Source organism: Paractinoplanes durhamensis (genome assembly GCF_016862175.1).
Taxonomy (GTDB): domain Bacteria; phylum Actinomycetota; class Actinomycetes; order Mycobacteriales; family Micromonosporaceae; genus Actinoplanes; species Actinoplanes durhamensis.
Genome location: NZ_BOML01000021.1, coordinates 244,027 through 269,429 on the forward strand (window position 1 = coordinate 244,027; position 25,403 = coordinate 269,429).

A 25,403-nucleotide genomic window follows, 5' to 3' on the forward strand; every position below is an offset into this window, starting at 1 on the left:
GACTATTCGCCGGGGCGTTTGAACTGCTCGTCCGGCTTGTCCTTCATGTAGTCGGCGACCGTGTTCCAGACCGCGGGGTTGACCACGTCGTGCTTCATGTGGTCGGTGTGTGCCTGCCAGTCGGGGTTGACCAGGTAGCCCGCCACCACGATGTCCTGGGTGCCGACCACCAGCGCTGCCGTCTTCTCCGAGTCGGTGGTGCCGGTCTTGCCGAAGATCGGGTGGCCGACCGCGCCGCGCGCGCCCTTCGCCGTGCCGGTGCCGCCGCAGCTGCCCAGCTGGGCCGAGTCGCCGACCGGGCAGCGGGCCGCGTCCAGGGCCGAGCGGGCCACATCCGCCGTCGTTGCCTGCTTGCAGCTGGGCGCGCCGACCTTCAGCTTCTCGCCGTCGTGCGTGGTGATCTGCTGGATCGGGGTGGGCGCGCAGTATTTGCCGTCGGCGGCCAGCGTCGCGTACGCGTTGGCGATGTCCAGCGGGGTCGACGCCGAGACGCCCAGGGTGAACGCGCCCCAGTCGTGGGCGGACTGGGTGGCCAGGTCGTTGTCGTTCTTCTCGCGGAACTGGACGCCGAAGCGCTTGGCCACGTCGACCACCTTCTCGGCGCCGATCTTCTCCTGCAACGGCACGAAGTACGTGTTGACCGAGGCCCCAAAACCGGTCCACATGTTGTACGGGCCCAACTCCTTGGCGCTGGAGTTGGACGGGCAGTAGTGGCCGTTGCAGGCGGCGGGGGCGGCCGAGTCCCGGTAGAGCGGAGACACGTACCTCGGAACGGTGTTGATGGTGAAGTCGAGGCCGACGCCGTCCTCCAGTGCCGCGACCATGGTGAACATCTTGAACACCGAGCCGGCCTGGTAGCCGTGGATGTCGCCGCCGCCGGTGATGATCGGGTTGGTGGTGTTGGGGTAGGTGGCGCGGACGCCCGCCTCGCGCTTCTTCGGGTCGGAGGAGAGCGGGTTGGGCTTCGCCGAGGTGGGCAGCTTGAACTTGCGGTTGGCGGCCAGCGCCATCACCTTGCCGGTGCCGGGCTGCACCGCCGCGACCAGCAGCGCGTTCACCGAGTTGTCGCCGCTCTCCTGCAGGACCCGCTTGCGGGCCGACTTCTGCGCCTTCAGGTCGAGGGTGGTGACGATCTTGTAGCCGCCGGTCTTGAGCTTGCGCTCCCGGTCGTACTCGTTGTCGCCGAACGCCGACTGGCCCAGCCACCAGCGCTGGAAGTAGTCGCAGAAGAAGCCCCACTCGTTCTGCGACACCGCGGTGCAGCCGTTGCCGACCGACCGGGTGTTGTGCGGGATGGCCTCGGCCTTGGCCTTGGTGGCCTGGTCGGCGGTGACGTAGCCGAGCGACAGCATGTCGTTGACCACGTAGTCGCGGCGCTGCTTCGCCCGCGGGTAGCCGTCGGTGGTGGTCGGGTCGTAGTAGGTGGTGCCCTTGACCATGCCGGCCAGCAGCGCCGACTGGGCCACGTCGAGGTCCTTGGGCTTCTTGCCGAAGTAGACCTGGCTGGCCGCGTAGATGCCGTAGGCGCGGTTGCCGAACGGTGCCACGTTCAGGTAGCGCTCGAGGATCTGCTCCTTGGTGAGCTGCTTCTCCAGCTCCAGGGCGTACTTCATCTCGGCGACCTTGCGCTCGGGCGTCTTGGCGGTGGCCGCCACCACCTCGGCCGCACTGGTCGCCGAGTAGGCCAGCGACATCCGGACGACCTGCATGGTCAGCGTAGAGGCGCCCTGCTGGTCGCCGCCGTTCTGGTTGTTGACGAACGCGCGGGCCAGGCCCTTGAAGTCGACGCCGTGGTGCTCGTAGAACTTGTGGTCCTCGGCCGCGACGATGGCGTGCTGCATGTTGACCGAGATGTCCTTGAGCGGGACGTCGCTGCGGAACTCGTCGTACATGACCGCGATCTGGGTCTTGCCGTCGGCGGCGTAGACCCGGCTCATCTGCGGCGACGTCTGCTGGGTGAGCTCGCTGGGCAGGCTGGCGAACTCCTCGGCGCCGGCCTTGGCGACCAGCCCGGAGAGGGCGGTGGCCGGTAGCGCGGCGGCCGCGACCACCACTCCGGCGAGCAGCCCGCAGAACAGCAGGGAGCTCACGTTGGTCAGCGGGTGGCGTTCACGGCGGCGAATAGCAAAGGGCACGGCGGTCAGGCTAGCCGCACCGATCAATTCGATCTTCGGCGAAGTCGGCGGATAACCGGCCGTCCATGACCGAGCGTGACCGCCGGTTGGCCGAGGGGCGAACACTGCGCGATGTTGCGCCGTTCAAACGCCGACAGATGTGGTTATTCCCACGGTTCGCCGGTCACCGCCGCCGCGCGCAATCCCAGCAAACCGGACAATCAGTACTCGCGGTCGTTGAGGTACTGCTTGACGTTCTCCGGGAAGAAGACCGTCTCCCGGGTGTCCACCCGCTTGGGCACCTCGATGCCGAGGAAGACGTCCTGGATCAGGTCCATCAACTGCGGGCCGATCAGTGGGTTGCATTCGGCCACGAAATTGATCTTTCCGTTCTCCAGGGCTACCAGGCCGTCGTGGATGGCGTCGATGCTGGCGATCTTGATGTCTTTCCCGGGTTTCTTGCCGGCCGCCTCGATCGCGGCCATCGCGCCCAGGCCCATGTCGTCGTTCTGGGCGAATACGACGTCGATGTCGTCGTGCGTCTTGAGTAGTCCGGCCATCACCTTCTTGCCGTCGGCGCGGGAGAAGTTCGCCGTACTGGAAGAAATGATCTTGAATTTGTTGGCGTCGCCCAGGCCCTCCTGGAAGCCCTTCTTGCGCTGCACCGCGGGCGCCGAACCGGGCGTGCCGCTCAACTCGACCACATTGACCGGGCCGGGTGTCGTGCGGAACTCGTTCTTCATCCAGACCGCGGCGCTGATGCCCTCGCTGATGAAATCGGAACCGAGCGACGACGTGTAGAGCGACGGATCGCTCGTCGCGATCATCCGGTCGGTCAGGATGACCGGGATCTCGGCGTTCTTGGCGTGCTGCAGGACCTCGTCCCAGCCCGCCTCCACCACCGGCGAGAACGCGATGACGTCGACCTTCTGGCTGATGAAGGCTTCGATGTCGGCGATCTGTTTCTGCTGACTGAGCCCGGCCACCGAGAAGATCAGCTTGACGTTCTGGATGCGGGCCGCGTCCTGGATGGACCGGGAGTTCGCGGCCCGCCACCGGCTCGATTCGCCGATCTGGGAGAAGCCGATGGTGATCTGCCCTTTTCGGGCGGGCTGAAGCTTTACGTCCGGATCGTTCCCGCAGGCGGTCAGTGCCGTCGCTATCAGCGTGACCGTCAATACGGCAGAAATTGGCCTGAGCATGGTTTGTGGAGCCCCCCGTTTTATGGACTGCACCGCATAGGGAAACGGGGTCAGGGGGAGTGGCCGCATGTTTCCCGGGTGTTTCAGTCGCAACTGGGGGAATGTTAACGCTCTCCAATGGAGCGTCAAGACCGCAACGATGCGGCCCGTCCGCATATATCCGGACGGGCACCGCAATGTCGGGGCGAAGAAAGATCAGCCGCGAAAGCCGGCGAGAAAGATCAATCGAGCGGCGCGGTCGATTCGCGGGTGATCAATCGCGGCCCGACAGTCTCGATGCCGGAGCCCAATGTGCCGTCGATCGCGGCGAACAGACGCTGCGCGGCGAGCCGCCCGAGCTCCTCGAGGTTCATGTCGATCGTGGTCAACGGCGGCCGGGCGTTGACCGCGAGGATGTTCCAGTTGTCGAAGCCGATCACCGCCACCTGGGTCGGAACGGCGAGCTTCTCCTGGTGCAGCACGTCGAGAACCCCGCGGGCGATCTCGTCGGAGCCCGCGAAGATGGCGTCGATGTCCGGGTCGCGCTGCAGCAGCATCCGGGTCGCGCCCCGCCCCCACGCCTCCGACCAGGCACCGAACCAGACCTGATCGCCGGCCAGCGGGAGCCCTTCCTCGGCCAGCCGGTCGAGCGCACCCCGGGCCCGATCCTGCGCGGCGCCGTAGGACGGATCCCCGGTGATGTGCGCGATCCGCCGCCGCCCGTGCCGGATCAGGTGGTCGACGGCCATTCGCCCGCCGCCGACGTTGTCGGTGACCAGGGACAGGTCGGCCGGGTCGGCCGAGGGGGCGTACGCGTAGATCACCGGGACCGGCAGGTCGCCGAGCGACGGCCGCGCGTCGGGCCGGGCACCGACCACTATCAACCCGTCGACCCGCCGGGACAGCAGCGCGCGCAGGTGATGGCGCTCGCGGAGGTTATCGCCGCGCGCATCGCAGAGGAAGACCGACGTTTGGTCAGAACCGAAGGCATCTTCGGCTCCCATCAAGATCGGAATGGAGAAACGTCCTTCGAGGTCGGACGTGAGCAGGCCGACCGTGCCACTACGTTGCGTGATCAGACCCTGTGCCAGGGTGTTGGGTGAGAACGAGAGCTGCTCGGCGGCCCGGATGACCTTGGCACGGGTCTCGGCGCGGACCTGCGGCTGGTCGTTGAGCGCCTTCGACGCGGTGGCGATCGAGACTCCGGCGAGCTTGGCGACGTCACGCAGCGTTGCCCGGCCGGTCGGCAGTGGACCGTCCGGATCGGACTGCCGTCCTGTGGGGACTCTTGACAACGGTTTTTCCTCCGTATTACGTTCCTGAAAACCTTTTCGGTCTTCCGCAAACTCCCCCGGAAACGCAAGCAGCTGCTCCCTCTGAAGCTGAGAGTACCTGCAATGTCGTCATGACCGAAACGGGACGAAAACCTTTTTTGGTGGGTCTCGGAGGACATCGTGCGGCTGGATATATCGAAGAAGGCGATCGCTGGGATCGCCGTGGCAACCCTGACCATGACCGGCCTCGCCGCCTGCGGCGGGGACAGCGACAAGGGCTCGACCGCCGCACCCGCCGCCGCCGGCGTGGACGGCGTGGACGACGGCTCGGAGCTGGCCCTGTGGACCCGTGCTCCGCTGGAGCTGCAGGCCAAGGCGCTGGTCGACAAGTACAACAGCGGTCACAAGAACCAGGTGAAGCTCACCATCGTCCCCAATGACGACTACGTGGCCAAGGTGGGCGCGGCGGCCGGCGGCGGTCAGCTGCCCGACCTGTTCGCGGCCGACATCGTCTACGTGCCGAACTGGGCGAAGGCCGGCCTGTTCGCCGACCTGACCGACAGCATCGCCAAGCTGCCGTACGCCGACAAGATCAACCAGGCGCACCTGGCCGCGGGCACCTACGAGAACAAGAAGTACGTTCTCCCGTTCGTCCTCGATCTGTCGGTGATGTTCTGGAACAAGGATCTGTACAAGGAGGCCGGGCTCGACCCGGAGAAGGGCCCGACGACCCTCAAGGAGTTCAAGGAGCAGGCGCTCGCCGTCCAGAAGCTCAACAAGCCGGGCGTCAACGGCACCTACTTCGGCGGCAACTGCGGCGGCTGCAACGTCTTCACCTGGTTCCCGATGGTCTGGGCCAGCGGCGCGGACGTGATGAACCCGGAGGGCACCAAGTCGCTGCTCAACGGCACCGCCGCCAAGGAGGTCTACGCGACCTGGCGGGACCTGCAGGCGGCCGGCGCGATCGCGGCCGGCTCCAAGGACGAGACCGGCGCCACCTGGGTCGCGGCCTTCCAGCAGGGCAAGATCGGCGTGATGCCGTACCCGGCGACCCTGCTGCCCACCGCCGACAAGACGGTCAAGGTCGGCGTCGCTCCGCTGCCCGGCGTCAGCGGCGGCGAGTCCACCTTCGTCGGCGGCGACGGCATCGGCGTCTCCAAGGACTCGAAGAAGTCGTCGCAGGCCTGGAACTTCCTCGCCTGGCTGATGTCGGAGAAGGCCCAGGTCGACGTGCTCGCCGCGAACAACACCTCGGTGGCGCGCAGCGACCTCGCCGACAACAGCTTCTCGGCCAAGGACCCGCGGGTCGCCCTGATCAACAAGGTCGCCGGTAGTGCGCAGAGCAAGACGCCGGTGGCGATCAACTTCCAGCAGGCGTTCAACGCGCCGGGCAGCCCGTGGGTCACCCTTTTCCGCAACCAGGTGTACGGCGACGGCTCCACCCTGGACAAGGACAACGAGGCCGTGACCCAGGTCCTCGGCCAGCAGTGACCGTGCCCGCCGTAAGGGTGCACAGCCTTCCCGGCCGGCGACGGCGGCGCTTGTCGTCGTCGCTGGCGGGGTGGGGGTACGCCACTCCCACCGCCGCCTTCGTCCTGATCTTCTTCGTCGTCCCGATCGGCATCGTGGCCCGGATGTCGGTCTCCGACTGGAAGCTGTTCACCGGCGACCAGGGCTGGAACTCGGGTAAGAACTTCCAGTCCGCGATGGACGACAACCTGCTGTGGCCGGCCGTCTGGTTCACCGTGAAATACACGGTGGTCACCACGGTCATCCTGCTCGCGCTGGCGCTCGGGCTGGCGCTGCTGGTGCAGGAGTCGAACCGCTGGACCGGCTTCCTGCGGACGTCCTTCCTGATCCCGTCCGCGCTCGGCCTGGCCTCGGCCTCGCTGCTGTTCTACGCCCTCTACTCGCCGCAGAGCAGCCCCCTGCTGGGTTTCACCGACAAACCCATTTCCTTCCTGGGTACGCCGATGTCCGCGCTCTGGTCGACGGTGGCGCTGATCGTCTGGCGCTACGCCGGCTTCTACATGCTCCTGCTGCTGGTCGGGTTGCAGAGCATCTCCGGTGACGTCTACGAGGCGGCCACCCTGGACGGCGCCAACCGCTGGCAGACGTTCCGCCGGATCACCCTGCCGCTGCTGCGGCCGTCCCTGGCGCTCAGCACGATCATGTGCGTCACCGGCTCGCTGCTGGCGTTCGACCAGTTCTACATCCTGACCAAGGGCGGGCCGGACAACAGCACCATCACCATCGTCCAGCTGATCTACAACTCGGCCTTCCAGGGTCGTAACGACCTCGGCCGGGCGGCTGCGCTGTCGGTCCTGGTGCTGGGCGTCCTGCTGATCATCAATGTCGTTCAGTTCCGTGGCCTCCGCGGCAAGGAGAACTGATGCTGCGCACCCCCTCGCGCGTCCTGACCGGCGCGCTGGCTCTGCTGTTCCTCTTTCCGCTCGTCTGGGCCGCGGTGGCCTCGGTCAGCCCGCAGGCCGGCACCGCCCAGGTGCACACCTGGGGGTTCGGCAACTACCAGACCCTGGCCAACTATCAGGCCGGCATCACTCAATACCTGCTGAACTCGACCGCGGTGTCGCTGATGACGGTCGCGTTCACGCTGATCGTCTCGGGCCTCGGCGGCTACGCGTTCGCGATGTTCACGTTCCCCGGGCGCAACGCACTGTTCCTGGTGACCCTGGCGATCCTGATGGTGCCGTACGCGACGCTGCTCATCCCGCTCTACGTCCTGCTCAACGACCTCGGCCTGCAGAACTCGCTGGTCGGACTGTCGCTGGTGCTCACCATGTTCCAGCTGCCGTTCGCGGTGTTCATGATGCGCATCTCGTTCGAGTCGGTGCCGGCGGAGCTCCGCGAGTCGGCGCTGGTCGACGGCTGCGGCAACTTCCGGGCGCTGCTGCGCATCCTGCTGCCGGCCGTGCGGCCGGGGCTGGTGACCGTCGGCATGTTCGCCTTCCTGGCCGCCTGGAACGACTTCATCACCCCGCTGGTGCTGATCAGCGACTCGGAGAAGGCACCGCTGCCGCTGGCCGTGGCCAACATGCGCCAGCAGGTGATGGGGATCGTCGACTACGGCGCCACCGAGGCCGGCGTGGTCGTCCTGGCCCTGCCCTGCATCGTGCTCTTCCTCGCCCTCCAGCGGCACTACGTCCGCGGGTTCATGTCCGGCGCACTCAAGGGTTGACACACGTGATCACAACAGCCACACCCGCCGCCCCCAGCGCCGGCCGACTGCGTCCGCTCGGCCTGCGCGAGGTCACCCTGCGGCCGGGCTTCTGGCAGCAGCGCCAGGACACCAACCGGACCGCGTCCATCGCGCACATCGAGCAATGGCTGGAGAAGGCCGGCTGGCTCGGCAACTTCGACGCCGCCGCGCAGGGCCGGCTGCCCGGCGACCGCCGGGGCCGGGAGTTCTCCGACACCGAGATCTACAAGCTCCTGGAGGCGATGTCCTGGGAGTACGGCCGGACCGGCGACGCCGAGCTGGAGGAGCGCTACCAGGCGATCGTGCGCCGGGTCGCCGCCGCCCAGGAGGCGGACGGCTACCTGAACACCAACTTCGGCCGGCCCGGCCAGCAGCCGCGCTACAGCGACCTGGAGTGGGGGCACGAGCTCTACTCGTTCGGTCACCTCATCCAGGCCGCGGTGGCCCGGGCCCGGGTGTCCGGCCCCGATCTCCTCGTGCAGATCGCGGTGCGGGCCGCCGACCACGTCTGCGACATGTTCGGGCCGGACGGGATCACCTCGGTGTGCGGACATCCGGAGATCGAGCCGGCGCTGGCCGAGCTCTACCGGGTCACCGGCGAGCGCCGCTACCTCGACCAGGCCCGGCTGTTCGTGGAGCGGCGCGGGCACCAGGTGCTCGCCGACATCGAGTTCGGCCGCTCCTACTACCAGGACGACGTGCCGATCCGGGACGCCGACGTGCTGCGCGGGCACGCCGTCCGGGCCACCTACCTCGCCGCGGGGGCGGTGGATGTGGCCGTCGAGACCGGCGACACCGAGCTGCTCGACGCGGTGACCCGGCAGTGGCACCGGACGGTGGCCCGGCGCACCCACCTGACCGGCGGGATGGGCTCGCGGCACCAGGACGAGGCGCTCGGCGAGGACTTCATGCTGCCGCCGGACCGGGCCTACGCGGAGACCTGCGCGGCGATCGGGTCGGTGATGCTGAGCTGGCGCCTGCTGCTGGCACACGGTGATCCGGCCTACGCCGACCTGATCGAACGCACCCTGTTCAACGTCATCGCCACCTCGCCGGCCGACGACGGCCGCGGCTTCTTCTACACCAACACGCTGCACCAGCGGGTGCCCGGCACCGAGCCGGCGCCGGACGTGCTGGTCCCGCGGGCGGCGTCCAGCCTGCGCGCACCGTGGTTCGCCGTCTCCTGCTGCCCGACCAACCTGGCCCGCACCTACGCGAGCCTCGCCGCCTACCTGGCCACCGTCGACGACGACGGACTCCAGATCCACCAGTACGCCGCCGCCTCGATCTCCTTCCGGGACACCGCCGTCGAGATCGACACCAACTACCCCGACGAAGGGCGTATCGCCGTCCGGATCCTGGAGAGCCCGGACACCCCGTGGACTCTCAGCCTCCGGGTGCCGCAGTGGGCCGCCGGCGCCACCCTCGACGGCCGGCCCGTCGTGCCGGGCTGGGCCCATCTGACCCGCCGTTTCGAAACCGGCGACGTGGTCGTGCTCGAACTGCCCCTGCAACCCCGCATCACCGCGCCCGACCCGCGCATCGATGCCATTCGCGGCTGTGTCGCCGTCGAACGCGGACCCGTCGTGCTCTGCGCCGAGTCCGTCGACCTGCCCGCGGGCGTCGACCTGAACGCCCTGCGGGTACTCCCGCACGCCGAGGAACGCGACGGTGCCGTCACCGTCACCGGGCACACGGTCCAGCCGCCGGCCCACGGCTGGCCCTACGGCATCGGCCCGGACCACAGAACCGCCGGGACCCTCGACATCCCGCTACGTCCTTATCACCGCTGGGCCCGTCGCGGCCCCTCGACCATGCGCGTCTGGCTTCCCCTTGCCGACGGAAGGACCGAGTAAGTAGTGAAACCCCTCACCTACGGGGCCGTCGCCGCACTTCTGGCGACGTTCCTGCTGCCGAGTGCGGCCCAGGCCGCCCCCACCGCCGACACCCCGTACCCGACCTTCAAGGGCGACGCCGACCCGGTGCCCGCCGAAGGTACGAGCTACCACGTCCGCAATCAGCTCCAGGCCATCTACGACGCCGACGTCGCGGCCGGTGCCGGATCGAGCGCCGACAAGGACTTCTGGTTCGACCGGATGCTGGCCCGCACCGGGAACCTGCCGGGCGGGTCGAACGGCGACGCCAACCAGTACCTGTTCAGCCGCGGCCGGGCCGTCTTCATGAAGACGCACTCGCCGGGCGTGCTCGGGTTCGGCGGCGAGGTCGCCTACATCGAGTCGATCGCCGGTGGCCAGGGCGCCTACACCGTGACCGCCTCGGTCAACGGCGCCGACGTGACGCTGACCGAGGACACCGCGTCGCGTAAGCAGACGCCCAGCTACTTCCGCGGGGTCTTCAACAACACCGCGGCCGGCGTGCGGATCGTCGAGACCAAGTTCATCACCGACGCCAACGTCGCGGTGACCGACCTCGACGTGTCCAGCACCAACGGCTCCGCCAAGAACGTGGTGCTGACCGCGACCTCGGCCTTCGCCAAGACGATCGCCGACGACAGCGGCGAGCTGACCGGGTCGGCGATCGCGTTCAACAAGCTGACCACGATCTTCCCGCGGTTCTCCGGCGACGGCTTCGCGCCGGTCGACGGCACCCTCAAACAGACCGTCGCGGTGCCGGCCAGCGGTGCCGTGAAGACGAAGCTGCAGCTGGGTTTCATCACCAAGGAGCAGCCGGGTTCGACGGCCGAATACGCGGCGGTGAAAGGAAAGACGCCGGCCGCGGCCTACACCGACCACGTCACGGCCTACAACAAATGGTGGGCCGACAACGTGCCCTACCTGGACACGCCCGACAACAACATCGACAAGACGCTGTTCTACCGCTGGTGGCTGATGCGGTACAACTTCCTCGACGCCGATCTGCCGGGCAACGACTACCAGTTCCCGACGTCGATGGAGGGCGTGCTCGGCTACAACAACGCGATCGTGCTGACCGTCGGCATGTTCGTCGACGACCTCAAGTATTTCCGCGACCCGGTCTACTCGTACGGTCCGTGGGTCTCCGCCGGTGAGGTCGCCAAGAGCTCGAAGTACGTCGACAACCCGGGCGATCCGGCCAACTGGTCGAACAGCTACACCGAGTACATCTCCGAGGCGGCCTGGCGCTCCTACCAACTGCACGGCGGGCCTTCGGCCATCGCCGGCAACCTTGCGAAGTACGCCGAAAACGATGTCAAAGGCCTTCAACAGGCGTACGACACCAACGGCAACGGGCTCATCGAGTACAACTGGGGCGCGATGACCGGCAACGACGCCGACGCGGTGTCGTTCGACTGGAAGTCCGGCAACATGGACCGCGCCGAGAACGCCTACCTGTACTCGAACGCGACGGCATCGGCCGCTGCCTATCGTCTGACCGGCAACACCGCCAAGGCCGACAAGATGGAGCAGTTCGCCGCGCGGATCAAGGCGGCCGTCCTGCAATACCTGTGGGAGCCGGCCCAGTCCACGCCGGACGTGATGGGCCTCAAGGGCAACCTGCTCAAGCACAGCCTGGTCAACGGCAACGAGAAGGTGCCGTGGAAGGAGATCAACAACTATTACCCGTACGCCGTCGGGCTGATGCCGAAGCCGGGCGACGCCGACTACACCCAGCCGTACGTCGAAGCCCTGCGCCTTTTCGCCGACGACGCGCAGTATCCGATCTTCCCGTTCACCACCGCCAACCAGGCCGACAAGGCGGCGGCCGCGGCGGCCGGCGACCCGGGCAGCAACAACTTCTCGGTGATCAACTCGACCGTGACGTTCCGGATGCTCAGCTCGGTGCTGCGTAATTATCCTTCGCCGTACCTCAATGCCGAGTGGTACAAGAAGCTCCTCTACTGGAATGCCTTTGCGCACTACCAGAACGGTGACAACCGCTACCCGGACCAGAACGAGTTCTGGGCGGACGGCACGACCGCGGGCGGCGGCGCGATCAACTACCGGTCGTGGATCCACCACACGATCCTCGGTGCCACCAACTTCACCGTCATCGAGGACGCGATGGGTCTGCGCCCCCGCGACGACGCGAAGGTGGAGCTCGACCCGATCGACATCGGCTGGGACCACTTCACCGCCAACAACATCCGCTACCGCGACAAGGACCTCTCGGTCGTCTGGGATGCGCCGGGCGGCACGAAGTACTACGGCGCCGACGTCCCCGAGGGCTACTCGGTCTACCTCGACGGCCGGCTGGCCTTCACCGCCGACAAGCTGGGCAAGATCGTGTACGACCCGGCCACCGGCACCGTTGACGCGGCTTCCGGCGTCACGATCCTTTCCCACACTCAGAGGGACCTGCAGGCGCCGCAGGACGTGCGGTTCCCGGCCGACGCCCGGATCGTCGACGTGATGGCCAAGGCCGGCGCCGACATCAACCCGGCCAGCACCGGCAAGCCGAACGTGGCCGCCGGGAAGACCGCCACCGCGACGTTCTCCGCGTCGGGTCGCGGCCCGGCCGGTGCGGTCGACGGCACCACCGTCAACGAGCCGTTCTGGGGCACGGCCGGATCGCCGAACGCGTCCGACTCCCTCGACATCGACCTGGGCTCTTCTCGCAAGATCGACGACGTCCGCGTGTACTTCTACAAGTCGTCGACGTCCGCGACCGTCGCCGGATACTCGGCCCCGGCCCAGTTCATCGTCCAGTACGACAACGGCGACGGCTGGAAGACCGTGCCGAGCCAGACCCGGTCACCGGCCTACCCGCAGGGCAACCTCAACCAGGTCCGGTTCCCGTCGGTCGAGGCGAGCAAGCTGCGCGTCACCGTGCAGCACGCGCCCGGTTCGAAGACCGGCATCAAGGAGGTCCAGGCCTACGACAGCGGCGTCGCCGCCCCGGCCGCGGTCAACGCCCCGCCGCTCGCCGACGCGTGGCTGGACTCCTCCTACAGCCAGGCCGGCTCGGCCCGGATCATCGGGCTCGCCCAGGACGACGGCGACCCGGGCACCGCGCTCACCTCGGCGTGGACCGTGGTGGACGCGCCGGACGGCGGGTCGGCCGCGTTCGACCCGGCCACCGCGGCCAGCACCGTGGCCCGGTTCACCAGGTCCGGCCGCTACACGCTGCGGCTGACCGTCAGCAACGGCACCGCCACCGCCGTCAAGGACGTCGTCGTGCAGGCGACCGCGCTCAGCGAGGGCGAGATCAACGTCGCGTCGACCGCGACCCCGTCGGCGAGCTTCACGGCCGGCTGGAACTCGGTCACGGCGGTCAACGACGGCAAACCGGCCCTGTTCACCGGCGGCGCGCAGACCGACCTGTGGGGCACCTGGACCGGCAGCGAGCCGGCCACCCGCTGGCTGCAGTACGACTTCCCGTCGTCGGTGCGGGTCAACAAGGCGTCGATCGACTTCTGGTCGGACTCCACCACCGGCGGCAGCGGGGTGGCCGTACCCAAGTCCTGGAAATTGCAGTACTGGGACGGGACCGCGTTCAAGGACGTGACCGGGGCTACCGGATTCGACCCGGCGGTGCGTGGGAGCACCAACAACGTGTCGTTCGACCCGGTCACCACGACCCGGTTGCGGGCCACCTTCAACGCCTTGCCCAATGCGGCGGGTACGGCGTACTCCGCGGTCGGGGTCTCCGAATGGCGGGTCCTCGCGGCCGCCGCCAGCTCGATCCAGGGCGTGGACGCGCGCACCCCGGTCGGCGTCGCGCCGGCGCTGCCGGCCACGGTGGACGTCACCTACGCGGACGGCAGCAGGCTGCCGGTCGCGGTGGCCTGGGGCTCGATCGACCCGGCCAAGCTGGCCGCGGTCGGCGACTTCACGGTCTCCGGGTTCGTCGCCGGCACCACCCTCAACGCCACCGCCCATGTGTGGGTGCGCGGCAGCGATCCGGTGCAGATCAACACGGTCGACCCGGTCACCGTGACCACGAAGGTCGGCGTCGCGCCAACGCTGCCGGCCGGGGTGACGGTCGGCTACAACGACGGCTCGCGGCAGAGCGGCATCGGCGTCACCTGGGCCGCGATCGACCCGGCGTCGTACGCGTCGGCGCGGACCTTCGACGTGACCGGCCAGGTGGCCGGCACCGACAAGACCGCCACCGCGACCGTGGTGGTCGGGGACGGCGGGTCGAAGGACGAGGTCGCCCCGATCGCTCTGCTCACCACCAACCCGGCGCTGCCGGCCGGCTGGGCGAACACCGACGTCACGGTGACCGCCACCGCGACCGACAACCAGGACGACCACCCGTCCATCCAGGTCGCGGTGGGGTCGGGGGCCTTCGCGGCCTACACGGCGCCGATCACGGTCAGCGCCGAGGGCTCGACCAGCGTGAAGGCGCGGGCCACCGACAAGGCCGGCAACGTCTCGCCGGTCACGTCGGTCGACGTCGGCATCGACAAGACCGTGCCCACCGCCACGGCGGCGCTGGACGCGGCCGCCCGCGCGGTGACCGTCACCGGCGCCGACACCGGATCCGGGATCTCCTCGGTGCAATATCGGCTCACCGTCGGCGGGGTCGTCACCCAGGACTGGACCACGGCCAGTGGCCCGGTGCCGATCGGGTCGTCGGCCACCACCGTCGACTACCGGGCGGTCGACAAGGCGAGCAACACGTCCGCGGTCGGGACCCTCGAGGTCGCGGCCGGGCCGGCGCCGGTCAACGTGGCCCGTACCGGGACGGCGTCCGCGTCGTACACGCCGGGCTGGGTCACCGCCGACAACATCGCCGACGGGGTGCAGCCGAGCGGGCCGGTCGGGCCGAACACCGACGTCTGGAACACCTGGCCGCAGGTCGGCGAGCAGTGGATCCAGCTCGACTGGAGTTCGCCGGTCACGGTCGACCACAGCCGGATCTGGTTCACCCACGACGTCGACGAATCCGGGGCCGGTGTTGCCCCGCCGGCGTCCTGGAAGATCCAGTACTGGGACGGCGCGGCTTTCCAGGACGTTCAGAATCCGTCCGCCTACGGCACCTCGGCCACCGGCTGGAACACGGTGACCTTCGGCAAGGTGACCACCACCAAGCTGCGGGCACTGCTTGCCTCCGGCGAGGTCTCGCCCGGTGTGCAGGAGTGGGAGGTCTACGACGTCCCGGGCACTCCGGACCCGCAGTTTGACGTGCAGGTTCAGGCCAAGACCCAGTGTGTCGGCGGCAAGGTCTACGTCGCGGTCAATGCGGTCAATGCGGACTCGGTGTCGCTGGACATCGAGCTGGTCACGCCGTACGGCTCGAAGAAGGTTGTCGGGGTTGTCCCTGGCAAGACCGCTTATCAGCAGTTCAACTCGCGGGCCGCGATCGTGGCCGCCGGTACCGCGACCGTGAAGGTCACCGGCGGGGCGGTCACCACCGAGATCCAGGCGCCCTACGGCGCCGCCAGCTGCGGATAAACAGGAGACGCACCGTGAGACTGCTGCGTATCGCGGCGGTCGCGGGGATGGTCGTGGCCGGGATGCTCATCGCTCCCGCCACGGCCGCCCTGGCCGCCGACCCGTACACGTTCACCCACGCCGGCAACCCGATCCTCGCCGACGGCACCTACTACTCGGCCGACCCGGCGCCGCTGGTCGCCGGCGATCAGCTGTACATCTACACCGGCCACGACGAGGCCGGCCCGACCACCAACGACTTCCAGATGAACGAGTGGGGCGCCTTCCGCACCTCGGACGTCGCCGCCGGCACCTGGACCCACTATCCGTCCCTCGCCCGGCCGGAGACGCTGTTCAGCTGGGCCACCGCCGGTCGCGCCTACGCCGGGCAGGTCGTGCAGGGCCCGGACGGCCGCTACTTCTGGTATCTGCCGGTCAGCGAGCGGGTCTCCACCGCGGCCGACAAGTTCGCCATCGGCCTGGCCGTCTCGGACAGCCCGACCGGACCGTGGACCGACTACCTCGGCGGGCCGCTGATCTCGCAACGCGTGCCGAGCACCAACGACATCCAGAACATCGACCCGACCATCCTGGTCTCCGGCAACCGCGTGTTCGTCTACTGGGGAACCTTCGGTCAGCTGCGCTGGCTCGAATACCAGCCGGACATGAGGACACCGGTCGGCACCCAGAAGTCGATCACCGGGCTGACCGGCTTCTTCGAGGCTCCGTGGATCTTCGAACGAAACAACACCTATTACCTTGCGTACGCCGGGAACAACGCCGGCCCGACCTCCGCGTGTACGCCCGCCAACTACCACGCCTGCATCGCCTATGCGACCGCGTCGTCGCCGGAAGGGCCGTGGACCTATCGCGGAACCGTGCTCACGCCGGTCTCGTCGACCACGTCGCACCCGGGCATCATCCAGTACAAAGGACAGTGGTACATCGCGTATCACACCGCCGATGCCGCTGGTGGCGGGCACTTCCGGCGGTCGGTCGCGATCGACAAGGTGGAGTGGGACGACACCCTCTCCCCGCCGCGGATGAAGCCTGTCGTCCAGACGCCGGTCAAGCAGCGCGATCGCACGCCGCGCGCCAACATCGCCCAAGAGGCCAAGGTCACCGTCGCCAACGATCCGGTGCCGACGCAGTACTGGGTGAAGGCGCTCAACGACGAGATCGTCCGGGGCAACCCGCTGCCGCCGGACATGTGGGGCACCTGGACCGGCAGCAACCCGCCGCAGCAGTGGGTGCAGTACACCTGGGACCAGCCGATGCGGATCGCCGGTTCGCAGATCGACTTCTGGAACGACCAGGCCCAGGGCACCGGCGTCGGGGTGGCCGCCCCGGCCAAGTGGAAGATCCAGTACTGGAATTCGGCCACCGCGCAGTGGGCCGACGTGCCCAACCCGAGCGGCTATCCGACCGGCACCGCCGGCTTCCAGAACACCACCTTCGACGCGGTCACCACCACCCAGGTGCGGGCGACCTTCGACGCGTCGACAAACGGCAGCACCTACTCGGCCGTCGCGGTCGAGGAGTGGAAGATCCTGGCCGCCCAGCCCGCTTCCGTGGCCGCGCCCGCCCTGGTGGTGGAGACGGGGGAGACCGAGCTGCCCGGCACGGTGCCGGTCACGTTCGGCACCGAGACCCTGCAGGTGCCGGTCTACTGGGATCCGGTCACCACCGCCGAGCCGGGGACGTTCCCGGTGGCGGGGGACGTGCTCGGCTACGCGGCCGGGAAGGTCACCGCGACCGTCACGGTCATCTCTCCCGGTGACACCGAGGGTGACGTGACCGCGCCGACGCTGACGCTCACGCCGAGCGGCAGTGCCGGGACCAACGGCTGGTACCGGTCGTCGGTCAAGGTGCGGGCCGCCGGCGTGGACGATCGCGGTGGCCGGATGACCATCTCCACCGTCGTCGACGGCGGGGCTGCTGTCGCGGTCGACTCGGTTCGCTACGCCGACGTCACCGTCACCGGCGACGGGCAGCACACCGTCACCGCGACCGCGACCGACCGGGCCGGCAACAGGTCGGCCGCGGCCAGTCTGCCGGTGAAGATCGACGCGGCCGTGCCGGTCAGCACCGGGACCGTTGCCGATCGGGCCGTGACCGTCACGGCCACCGACGCCACCTCCGGTGTCGCGCGGATCGAATATGCGATCGACACCGGCGCCTGGGCCGCTTACGCCGGGCCGATCGCGGCGCCCGACGCGAGCAAGCACACGGTGTCGTTCCGGGCCACCGACAACGCCGGCAACCTGGAGACCGCCAGGACGGCGACCATCCCGGCCGACCTGTCCGCGCCGCTGTCCGGCAACGTCGGGCCGATCGCGGTGCCGACCGCGTCCTACACGGCCGGCTGGAACAGCGTCGGTGCGCTCAACGACAACGCCGACGTGGCCAACCCGGGGCAGGCCCAGATCTGGGGCACCTGGTCCGGGACCCGGCCGGCCACCCAGTGGATCCAGTACGACTGGGCCCGGCCGATCCGCTTCACCGGGGCCGAGCTCAAGTTCTGGCGCGACTCGGCCAAGGGCACCGGCGACGGGGTGGCCGAGCCGGACGGCTGGAAACTCCAGTACTGGGACGGCGCCGCCTGGCAGGACGTTCTTTCCCCCTCGGGCTACGGAACCAGCTCGACCGCGTTCAACACGGTCACGTTCACGCCGGTCACCACCTCCCGGCTGCGGGCCACCATCAACGCCAACTCCAACGGCACCACCTACTCGGCGGTGGCCGTCACCGAGTGGCGGGCGTTCGCCGACGAGCAGGCCGCACCCGCGGTCACCGCGACGGCGGCGCCCCGGTGCATCGCCGGCAAGGCATACCTCGCGGTCAACGCCCACAACGCGGGCTCCTCCGCCGTGGACATCACGATCGAAACCGCGTACGGAAGCAAGGTTTTCGCCCTGGTGACCGCCGACGCCTATCAGTCCTTTGCGGTGCGCAGCGCCGCGATCCCGGCCGGCACCGCCACCGTGACCACCTCCGGGACCACCATCAACGCCCCCCACAGCGCTCTTACCTGCAACTGATCGGAGTACCCATGAACGTCCGCCATCGGCTGGCCGCCGTTGCCGTCATCGCCGGCGTGGCCGCCTTCCCGACCGCTGCCGTCGCCGACCCCGGGGACTCGGCCGACGTCGACGTCACCGTCACCATCACCCCGATCAAGGTGCCGGGCGTGCTCGCCCTGACCGTGGCCGGCAGCGCGGTGTCGCTGACCGAGAACGGCTCGACGCCGCTGATCCGGCAGTTCACCGGCACCCTGCCCACGGTGACCGTCACCGACACCCGCACCGCCGACGAGATCCCGGCCGGCTCCAGTTGGGCCGTCCTCGGGTCGTCGAGCGACTTCACCGGCAGTGCCGGGCAGGCCCCGATCACCGCCGACCACCTCGGCTGGAAGCCGCGGCTGGTCGACGCGGGCAACAGCGAGGGCCAGGTCAGTGAGGGCGAGGAGGTGGTCACCTCGCTCGACCAGCCGACCCAGCCCGGCAACAACGTCGGCCTCACCGACCAGGAGCTCCTGGTCTCCACATACGACTCGGCCTCGGTGGCCGGCGACGCCTACTCGGTGAACGCCGACCTGTTCCTGCGCACCCCGGCCGACGTGGCCGCCGGTTCCTACAGGTCGAAGCTGACGCTCTCCCTCTTCGAATAGACCCGGTCCGGCGGGCCGCCCCCTTGCGGCCCGCCGGTCGTTTTGCGGCCCGCCGGCCCGTCGAAAGGATTCCCATGCTTTTCCAGGTCTTTGCCGCCGTCGTGCTGGCCGCCACGCCCCTACCTATCGCCGACGCCGGCAAGGTCACCTGGACCGTCCAGCCGGCCAACGCCTCGGCCGTGGACGGGCGCCGCTGGATCGAACGCATCCTCGACCCTGGCCAGCAGGTCACCGAGCACCTGGCGGTCCGCAACCTCGGCACCACCAGCGCGGTCTTCGCGCTGTCGGCGGCCGACGGCTACCTCACCGCGACCGGCCGCTTCAACATGCTGTCGTCGGACAAGAAATCCACCGACGGCGGCACCTGGATCGACGTGCAGAACACCATCACGGTCGCGCCGAACGAGACCAGGATCCTCCCGTTCACCATCACCGTCCCGGCCGGCGCGACCCCCGGCGACCATCCGGCCGGCATCGCCGCGTCGGTGCTGAGCAGCTCCGGCACCGTGCAGATCGAGAGCCGCGTCGGCTTCCGCGTCATGCTCCGCGCCAGCGGCACGGCCCAGGCCTCCCTCGCGGCCCAGGGGGTCAAAGCCCGTTACGAGCGGTCCTGGAATCCGCTGCGGTCCGGCGCGATCCATGTCACCTACACCGTCGCGAACATCGGCAACGTGCGGGCCGACGCCCGCGCCAGTGTCTCGGTGAGCGAGCTCTTCGGCGCGCATCGCCGCGACGGCGGCGCGGCCGCGGGTGAGCTGCTGCCGGGCGGCAACCGCGCGGCTGACGGCCGCATCCGCGGCGTGTGGGGCCTCGGCCCGGTCCGCACCACCGTTCTGCTCACCCCGGCCGTGCTCGGCGAGGCCGGTGGGGGAGCGCAGATCCTCCCGGCGTCCACCGAAATGACGGTCTGGATCGTTCCATGGCCGCAACTCCTCGCGGTGGCTCTGCTCGTCGTCCTCCTGTTCGTCCTCCGCACGTACCGCCGCGCCTCCCGGCGCCGTCTGGCCCGACTGCTCGACGACGCCCGGCGGGAAGGGCAAGCCCTGAGAAAGGACACCCCCTAGTGACTTCGCTCAGCCGACGCCATCTCCTCCAGCTTTCCGCCCTCGGCGCCGCCTCCACCGGCTTCGCCGCCGCCCTGCCCGCCGATCTTGCCTGGGCGGCGGCTCCCGGCCTCGCGGAAGGTCTCGCGGCCGCCGGCGACGTCGGCCCCGGATCCACCGCCCCGATCCGGCCTTTTCCCCTGGCCGACGTGCGGCTCGGCAACGGCCTGCTGCAGAGCAAACGCGACCGCACCAAGGCGTTCCTGCGCGCCTACGACGAGCGCCGCTTTCTCGTGCTCTTCAACAACCAGGCCGGCCGCACCAACCCGTCGGGCGTTGCCGTGCCCGGTGGCTGGGAGGACGGCGGCCTGCTCAGCGGCCACTGGGCCGGCCACTACATGACCGCGCTTGCCCAGGCGTACGCAGATCAGGGTGAAGCTGTTTATAAGACCAAGCTCGACTGGATGGTCACCGAGCTCGCCGCCTGCCAGACCGCGATCACCGTGCGGATGAGCGGCGGCGGCGGCAGCGGCGGCGAGGAGCCGGCGCCGGTGATCGACCGGGTGCCGGGCAAATTTGGCAGCGCGCTGAAGCTGAACGGGACCAGCCAGGCGCAGTACTGCACGCTGCCGCAGGAGGCGATCAACCAGCTCACCAGCTTCACCATCGCCACCTGGATCAACCTGGGCTCGACCGCGAGCTGGACCCGGCTGTTCGACTTCGGCCAGTCCACCGCCGTCAACATGTTCCTGACCCCGCGGGCCGGGGTGACCGGCAACGTGCCGCGCTTCGCCATCACCGTCGGCGGTTCCGGTGCCGAGCAGCGGATCGACGGCTCGGCGGCGCTGCCGGTCGGCTCCTGGGTGCACGTGGCGGTGACGCTGTCCGGCTCGACCGGCACGCTCTACGTCAACGGCCAGCCGGCCGGCACCAACACCGCCATGACGCTGAACCCGGCCAACCTCGGCAACCCGGGCAACCGGTGGATCGGCCGCTCCCAGTACGGCGACCCGTTCCTGGACGCGACGATCGACGAGTTCCACATCTTCGACCGGGCGCTGAGCCAGGCCGAGCTGACGTCGCTGATGAACACGGCAGCCGACGGCGGCAACATCGCCTGGTATCGGTTCGACGAGACCGGGGGCACCGCCCTCAAGGACTCCTCGCCCAACGGCCGCGACGCCGGAGTGGTCGCCGCCTCCACGGCCGGCGCCGCCGACTGGGTCCCGACCCACCCCGGCTACCTCGGCGCCATTCCGGAGGACGCGGTGCTGCGGCTCGGGCCGCCGCGGTGGGCGGTCTACGGCGGGAACGCCGACACCAACACGTGGGCGCCCTGGTACACCCAGCACAAGATCATGCGGGGGCTGCTCGACGCGTACTACCACGCCGGCAACGCCCAAGCCCTCGACGTCGTCATCAAGATGGCCGACTGGGCGCACCTGGCACTGACCGTCGGCGACAAGAACCACCCCGACTATCCGGGGCCGCTGACCCGCGACGACCTCAACTACATGTGGGACCTCTACATCGGTGGTGAGTTCGGCGGCGCCAACGAGGTGTTCCCGGAGATCTACCAGCTCACCGGCGAGGCCAAGCACCTGGAAACCGCCAAAGCGTTCGACAACCGGGAGTCGCTCTTCGGCGCGACCGTGGAGAACCGCGACATCCTCGTCGTCACCGCGGCCAACCGGCCCGGCCGGCGCCGCGCCGAGCGACTGCACGCCAACACCCACGTGCCGCAGTTCATCGGCTACCTGCGGGTCTTCGAGCACGACGGCGCCCCCGAGTACTTCGCCGCCGCCAAGAACTTCTACGGCATGGTGGTGCCGCACCGGGCCTTCGCCAACGGCGGCACCGGCGGCAACTACCCGGGCTCCAACAACAACCTCGAGCTGTTCCAGAACCGCGACAACATCGCGAACGCGGTGCAGACCAGCGGCGCCGAGACCTGTACGACGTACAACCTGATGAAGTTGGCCCGGAATTTGTTCCTGCACGACCATGACCCGGCCTACCTGGACTATTACGAGCGCGGGATGCTCAACATGATCGCCGGGTCGCGGGCCGATACCACGTCGACGGGCGACCCGCAGGTGACCTACTTCCAGCCGCTCGGCTCGGGCACGGTCCGCAGCTACGGCAACACCGGCACCTGTTGCGGCGGCACCGGTCTGGAGAACCACACGAAATACCAGGAGACGATCTATCTCAAGGCGGCCGACGGCGGCACCCTCTGGGTCAACCTGTACGTTCCGTCCACGCTGACCTGGGCCGCGAAGGGTTTCACCGTCACCCAGGAGACGCTGTTCCCGCGATCGGACCGGGTGACGCTGACCGTCGACGGCAGCGGGCCGCTCGACCTCAAGCTGCGGGTGCCCGGCTGGGCCACCAAGGGTTTCACCGTCACGGTCAACGGTGCTTCGCAGAACGTGGCGGCGCAGCCGTCGTCCTATGTGACGCTCAGCCGCGAGTGGAGCCCGGGTGACGTGGTGGAGGTGCGGATGCCGTTCAGCATCCGGATCGAGCGGGCCATCGACCGGCCGGACAGCCAGGCGATCTTCTGGGGGCCGGTGCTGCTGCAGATCCTCGGCGCGGCGAGCACCTGGCGGGAGCTGACCCTCTACCGCGATCTCAAGCGGGACGGCGACTACTCCCGGGCGGCGATCACCGCCGGGCCGGACACCGCGGCCGGCGATCCGACTTTCACCGCCGCCGGCCTCACCCTGCGGCCCTACTACCTCGGCGACAACCAGGCCGCGTCGTCGTACTTCCGCCGCGTCGAACCGGCCATCGTGTTCGGCACGATCGACGCCGGGGTGCCCAACCGCAGACGCAACGACGGGCTCCCGAAGTACGACGTACCCGTCACCGGGGTTATCTCGCCCGGCACCGACGGGCCGACCTTCCTCGACCTGGTCTGGGATCAGGCGCCGTTCGCCACCCATGACCGTTTCGTCACGGCGGTCACCGACACGGCCACGAGCTTCGTCGCCGCGGGCGTGTTCACCGCGGCCGAGAAGAACGCGGTGGTCGCGGCGGCGGTCGCGGCCCGCGCCGACCTGGCCACCGAGGAGCCGTTGCAGGTCGCGGCCGAGGCTCGGACGCAGCGGATCGGCGCGTCCATCTACGTGGCGGTCACCGCCCGCAACACCGACCAGATCCCGCTGACGATCGAGCTGATCACGTCGTACGGCTCAAAAACCGTCCCCGACGTCGCCCCCGGCAAATCGGCCTACCAGTCGTTCAACACGCGGGCCGCGGCGATCCCGGCCGGCACCGCTCGCGTGCGGGCCACCGGCACGATCGACGGCCAGTCGGTGACCGCGGAGTTCGAGGTCGCCTACGGCTGACCCGATGCGGTTGGCTGGTGCCCATGACGATCATTGGTTTGGTGGGTGCCGGGCACATGGGTTCCGGGCTGGGCTGGGCACTGCGCGCGGGCGGACACGACGTGGTCACCTCCCTGGCGGGTCGATCCGCCCGCACCGCCGGGCTGGTGCGGGCGGCGGGGTTGCGCGTCGTCGCCCGCCCGGCCGACGCGATCGCGGAGGCGGACGTGATCCTCGTCGTCACCCCTCCGGGGGCGGCGATCGACGCCGCCACCGAGATCGCCGCCCTGGCGCAGGTCACCCTCCCGGCGCAGGCTGGGCTTGCCGCGCAGGCTGGGCTTGCCGCGCAGGCTGGGCTTGCCGCGCAGGCTGGGCTTGCCGCGCAGGCTGGCCTTCCCGCGCCGGGCGGTCTCCAGGCGCCGGCCGGGCGGAAGCTTGTGGTCGATCTGAATGCCATCGCGCCGGCGACGGCCGGCCGGGTCGCCGAGGTGATCGGCGCTGCCGGTCTCGACTTCGTGGACGGCTCGATCTCGGGTCCGCCGCCCACTGTGCGGCCCGGGGCGACCGTCTACCTCTCCGGTGCGCGCGCCTCGGAGGTGGCCGGCCTGCACTGGACGCACGCCGTTCCGGTGGTGGTCGGGCCGCGGGCCGGCGCGGCCAGCGCGGTGAAGATGTCCACCGCGTCGGTCTACAAGGGCCTGATGGGGCTGATGGCGCAGGCGATGCGATCCGCGTCGTCGCACGGCGTCCTGGAACCCGTCATGGCCGATCTCGGGGCGAGTTTCGGCACCCCGTACGAGGTAGCGCTCGCCTCGACCAAGGCGAGTCGCTACGTCGCTGAGATGCGCGAGATTGCCCGGTCGCAGGCCGAGGCGGGGCTGACCCCGGCGTTGTTCGAGGCGTTCGCGGCCGTCTGGGCGGACATCGCGGACCGGCCGCTGGCCGAGGGCAAGCCCGAGACGGTCCCGGCGGAGATCACCGCCGGCCAGGTGGTCGAGGGTCTGCCTACAGCTGGCTGAGCTCGGGCGCCGGGAACAGCTGCCGGAAGGTGAAGGCGTCCGGGGTGGGGCCATTGCCGTCCAGCCGGCCGAGCCGGGAGATGCCCTGCCGCAGGGTGGGGACCTTCCCGGCCGGGAGCCACCACAGCACGAGCGCGGCTCGCGGCCCGTTCGGCACGAACCAGTCCCGGCGGCGGCGCAGGTAGTCGAGGTGGCCGGACTGGTAGACGTACGCCCGGAGGTCTTCGGGGGATTCCCAGACCGAAAGCGTGTAGATCCGGCTCGGGTCGGTGGGGGCGACGATCGTGCCGTCGCCATTTTCGCCGGCCAGACGCCAGACGAAGCCGGGCGAGCGGTCGGCGAGATCGTTCATCAGCGAGAGGCCCTCGGCAAACTCGATCATCGAGGGGTCTTCCAGCGGGGCGCGGAGACGGGCGGTGTTCATCTGGGCCAGGTGGAAGTCGGTCATGTCCCCAGCTCACCAGCCCTTCGTTCTATTGTCAATGGGATTACTTTTTAGAGAGCGTCACACGGCCTCTTGGGGAGATTCACGTAGGTTTTTGGAGAGCGTCACGCAGCAGCGGCCGGGGGCCGCGTCCATTCGGGCGGTCCACTCGCCGTCCAGGCCGGCGCCGTCCAGCAGGCCGCTGATCATCGCCAGGTTCATTCCGCAGATCACCGGCGGGAACTGCTCGGCCAGCCGGTGGAACGGGCAGTTGCGCAGCTCGATCCGGTCGGGCCCGGCCGCCACCGGCCCGTAGCCCTGGCCGGTGAGCAGGGCGGTCGCGTCGGCGCAGGCCGGCGTCCGGCGGCCGTGCCGCTGGGCCACCCGGTTCAGCGTCTCCTCGGCGCCCGCCTCCTCGAGGGCCTCGGCCAGCAGTTCGGCGGCACCGCGGTAGGCGCGCGGCGGCACGCTCACCGCGTGCTCCGCCGCGGCGACCTGGTACAGCTTGGCGGGACGCCCGGCGCCGGGGCCGGTTTTTCCCGACCTTCTTGCGTACGAGACCGCGAGCAGCCCCGCCGCCACGAGTTTGTCCAGGTGGAACGCGGCAAGCGTACGGCCGATGCCGAGCGCCTCGGCCACGTCGTCCCGCCCGGCCGGTCCGGCCGCGTCCGCGATCGCCTGGTACGCCCGGCGCCGCACCGGGTCGGTGAGGCTGGCCAGGGCGTCGAGATCGCGAAGATCATCCGGGGAGGTCACCGGCCAATCGTATTACCAACGCCGCTTGTCGCTAGAGCCTCGGCCGGGCCG

Annotated in this window: 15 protein-coding genes; 10 read left to right on the top strand and 5 right to left on the bottom strand. The window is 69.3% G+C overall.

What is annotated here, in order from left to right; all coding sequences use genetic code 11:
* Positions 1–2 precede the first annotated feature (2 nt).
* From Adu01nite_RS13150 to Adu01nite_RS13160, 3 genes are all read right to left on the bottom strand, one after another.
* On the bottom strand, positions 3–2,135 hold the full coding sequence (locus Adu01nite_RS13150) for a transglycosylase domain-containing protein (protein WP_203726902.1): 2,133 nt from the start codon (positions 2,133–2,135) through the stop codon (positions 3–5).
* A gap of 200 nt (positions 2,136–2,335) precedes the next feature.
* On the bottom strand, positions 2,336–3,292 hold the full coding sequence (locus tag Adu01nite_RS13155) for an ABC transporter substrate-binding protein (RefSeq protein WP_239132355.1): 957 nt from the start codon (positions 3,290–3,292) through the stop codon (positions 2,336–2,338).
* A gap of 245 nt (positions 3,293–3,537) precedes the next feature.
* Positions 3,538–4,545 (bottom strand): LacI family DNA-binding transcriptional regulator, encoded by a 1,008-nt coding sequence (locus Adu01nite_RS13160; protein ID WP_203727040.1) that lies wholly within the window; start codon positions 4,543–4,545, stop codon positions 3,538–3,540.
* A gap of 204 nt (positions 4,546–4,749) precedes the next feature.
* Here Adu01nite_RS13160 and Adu01nite_RS13165 point away from each other — a divergent pair, with 204 nt between their 5' ends.
* The 10 genes from Adu01nite_RS13165 (at position 4,750) to Adu01nite_RS13210 (ending at position 24,172) form a co-directional block, all read left to right on the top strand.
* A complete protein-coding gene (locus tag Adu01nite_RS13165) occupies positions 4,750–6,060 on the top strand; it encodes an ABC transporter substrate-binding protein (RefSeq protein WP_239132357.1) in 1,311 nt (436 codons plus the stop codon).
* A gap of 2 nt (positions 6,061–6,062) precedes the next feature.
* Complete coding sequence (locus Adu01nite_RS13170) at positions 6,063–6,962, top strand: carbohydrate ABC transporter permease (protein ID WP_239132358.1); 900 nt, start codon at positions 6,063–6,065, stop codon at positions 6,960–6,962.
* Positions 6,962–7,768, top strand: a complete 807-nt coding sequence (locus Adu01nite_RS13175) for a carbohydrate ABC transporter permease (protein WP_203726905.1) — start codon at positions 6,962–6,964, stop codon at positions 7,766–7,768. The genes Adu01nite_RS13170 and Adu01nite_RS13175 overlap by 1 nt, the downstream gene beginning before the upstream one ends.
* Positions 7,769–7,773: 5 nt before the next feature.
* Positions 7,774–9,645 carry a glycoside hydrolase family 127 protein gene (locus tag Adu01nite_RS13180; protein WP_239132359.1) on the top strand — a complete coding sequence of 624 codons (1,872 nt, stop codon included), beginning with the start codon at positions 7,774–7,776 and terminating at the stop codon, positions 9,643–9,645.
* A 3-nt stretch (positions 9,646–9,648) separates the two neighbouring features.
* The gene (locus tag Adu01nite_RS13185) at positions 9,649–15,129 is read left to right on the top strand and encodes an OmpL47-type beta-barrel domain-containing protein (protein WP_203726907.1); all 5,481 of its coding nucleotides are present in this window, start codon (positions 9,649–9,651) and stop codon (positions 15,127–15,129) included.
* A gap of 14 nt (positions 15,130–15,143) precedes the next feature.
* Positions 15,144–18,149, top strand: a complete 3,006-nt coding sequence (locus tag Adu01nite_RS13190) for a family 43 glycosylhydrolase (RefSeq protein WP_239132360.1) — start codon at positions 15,144–15,146, stop codon at positions 18,147–18,149.
* Between the two features lie 11 nt (positions 18,150–18,160).
* A complete protein-coding gene (locus tag Adu01nite_RS13195) occupies positions 18,161–18,778 on the top strand; it encodes a hypothetical protein (protein ID WP_203726908.1) in 618 nt (205 codons plus the stop codon).
* 74 nt (positions 18,779–18,852) lie between these two features.
* The gene (locus Adu01nite_RS13200) at positions 18,853–19,842 is read left to right on the top strand and encodes a COG1470 family protein (protein ID WP_203726909.1); all 990 of its coding nucleotides are present in this window, start codon (positions 18,853–18,855) and stop codon (positions 19,840–19,842) included.
* A complete protein-coding gene (locus Adu01nite_RS13205; RefSeq protein WP_203726910.1) occupies positions 19,842–23,174 on the top strand; it encodes a beta-L-arabinofuranosidase domain-containing protein in 3,333 nt (1,110 codons plus the stop codon). The genes Adu01nite_RS13200 and Adu01nite_RS13205 overlap by 1 nt, the downstream gene beginning before the upstream one ends.
* 23 nt (positions 23,175–23,197) lie before the next feature.
* Positions 23,198–24,172, top strand: a complete 975-nt coding sequence (locus Adu01nite_RS13210) for an NAD(P)-dependent oxidoreductase (protein ID WP_203726911.1) — start codon at positions 23,198–23,200, stop codon at positions 24,170–24,172.
* On the opposite strand, the gene Adu01nite_RS13215 is transcribed toward Adu01nite_RS13210, so the two are convergent.
* Together Adu01nite_RS13215 and Adu01nite_RS13220 are read right to left on the bottom strand one after the other, a co-directional pair.
* On the bottom strand, positions 24,159–24,620 hold the full coding sequence (locus tag Adu01nite_RS13215) for a DUF3291 domain-containing protein (protein ID WP_203726912.1): 462 nt from the start codon (positions 24,618–24,620) through the stop codon (positions 24,159–24,161). The two genes, Adu01nite_RS13210 and Adu01nite_RS13215, sit on opposite strands and share 14 nt — an antisense overlap.
* A 57-nt stretch (positions 24,621–24,677) precedes the next feature.
* On the bottom strand, positions 24,678–25,352 hold the full coding sequence (locus Adu01nite_RS13220; RefSeq protein ID WP_203726913.1) for a helix-turn-helix transcriptional regulator: 675 nt from the start codon (positions 25,350–25,352) through the stop codon (positions 24,678–24,680).
* Positions 25,353–25,403: the final 51 nt, after the last annotated feature.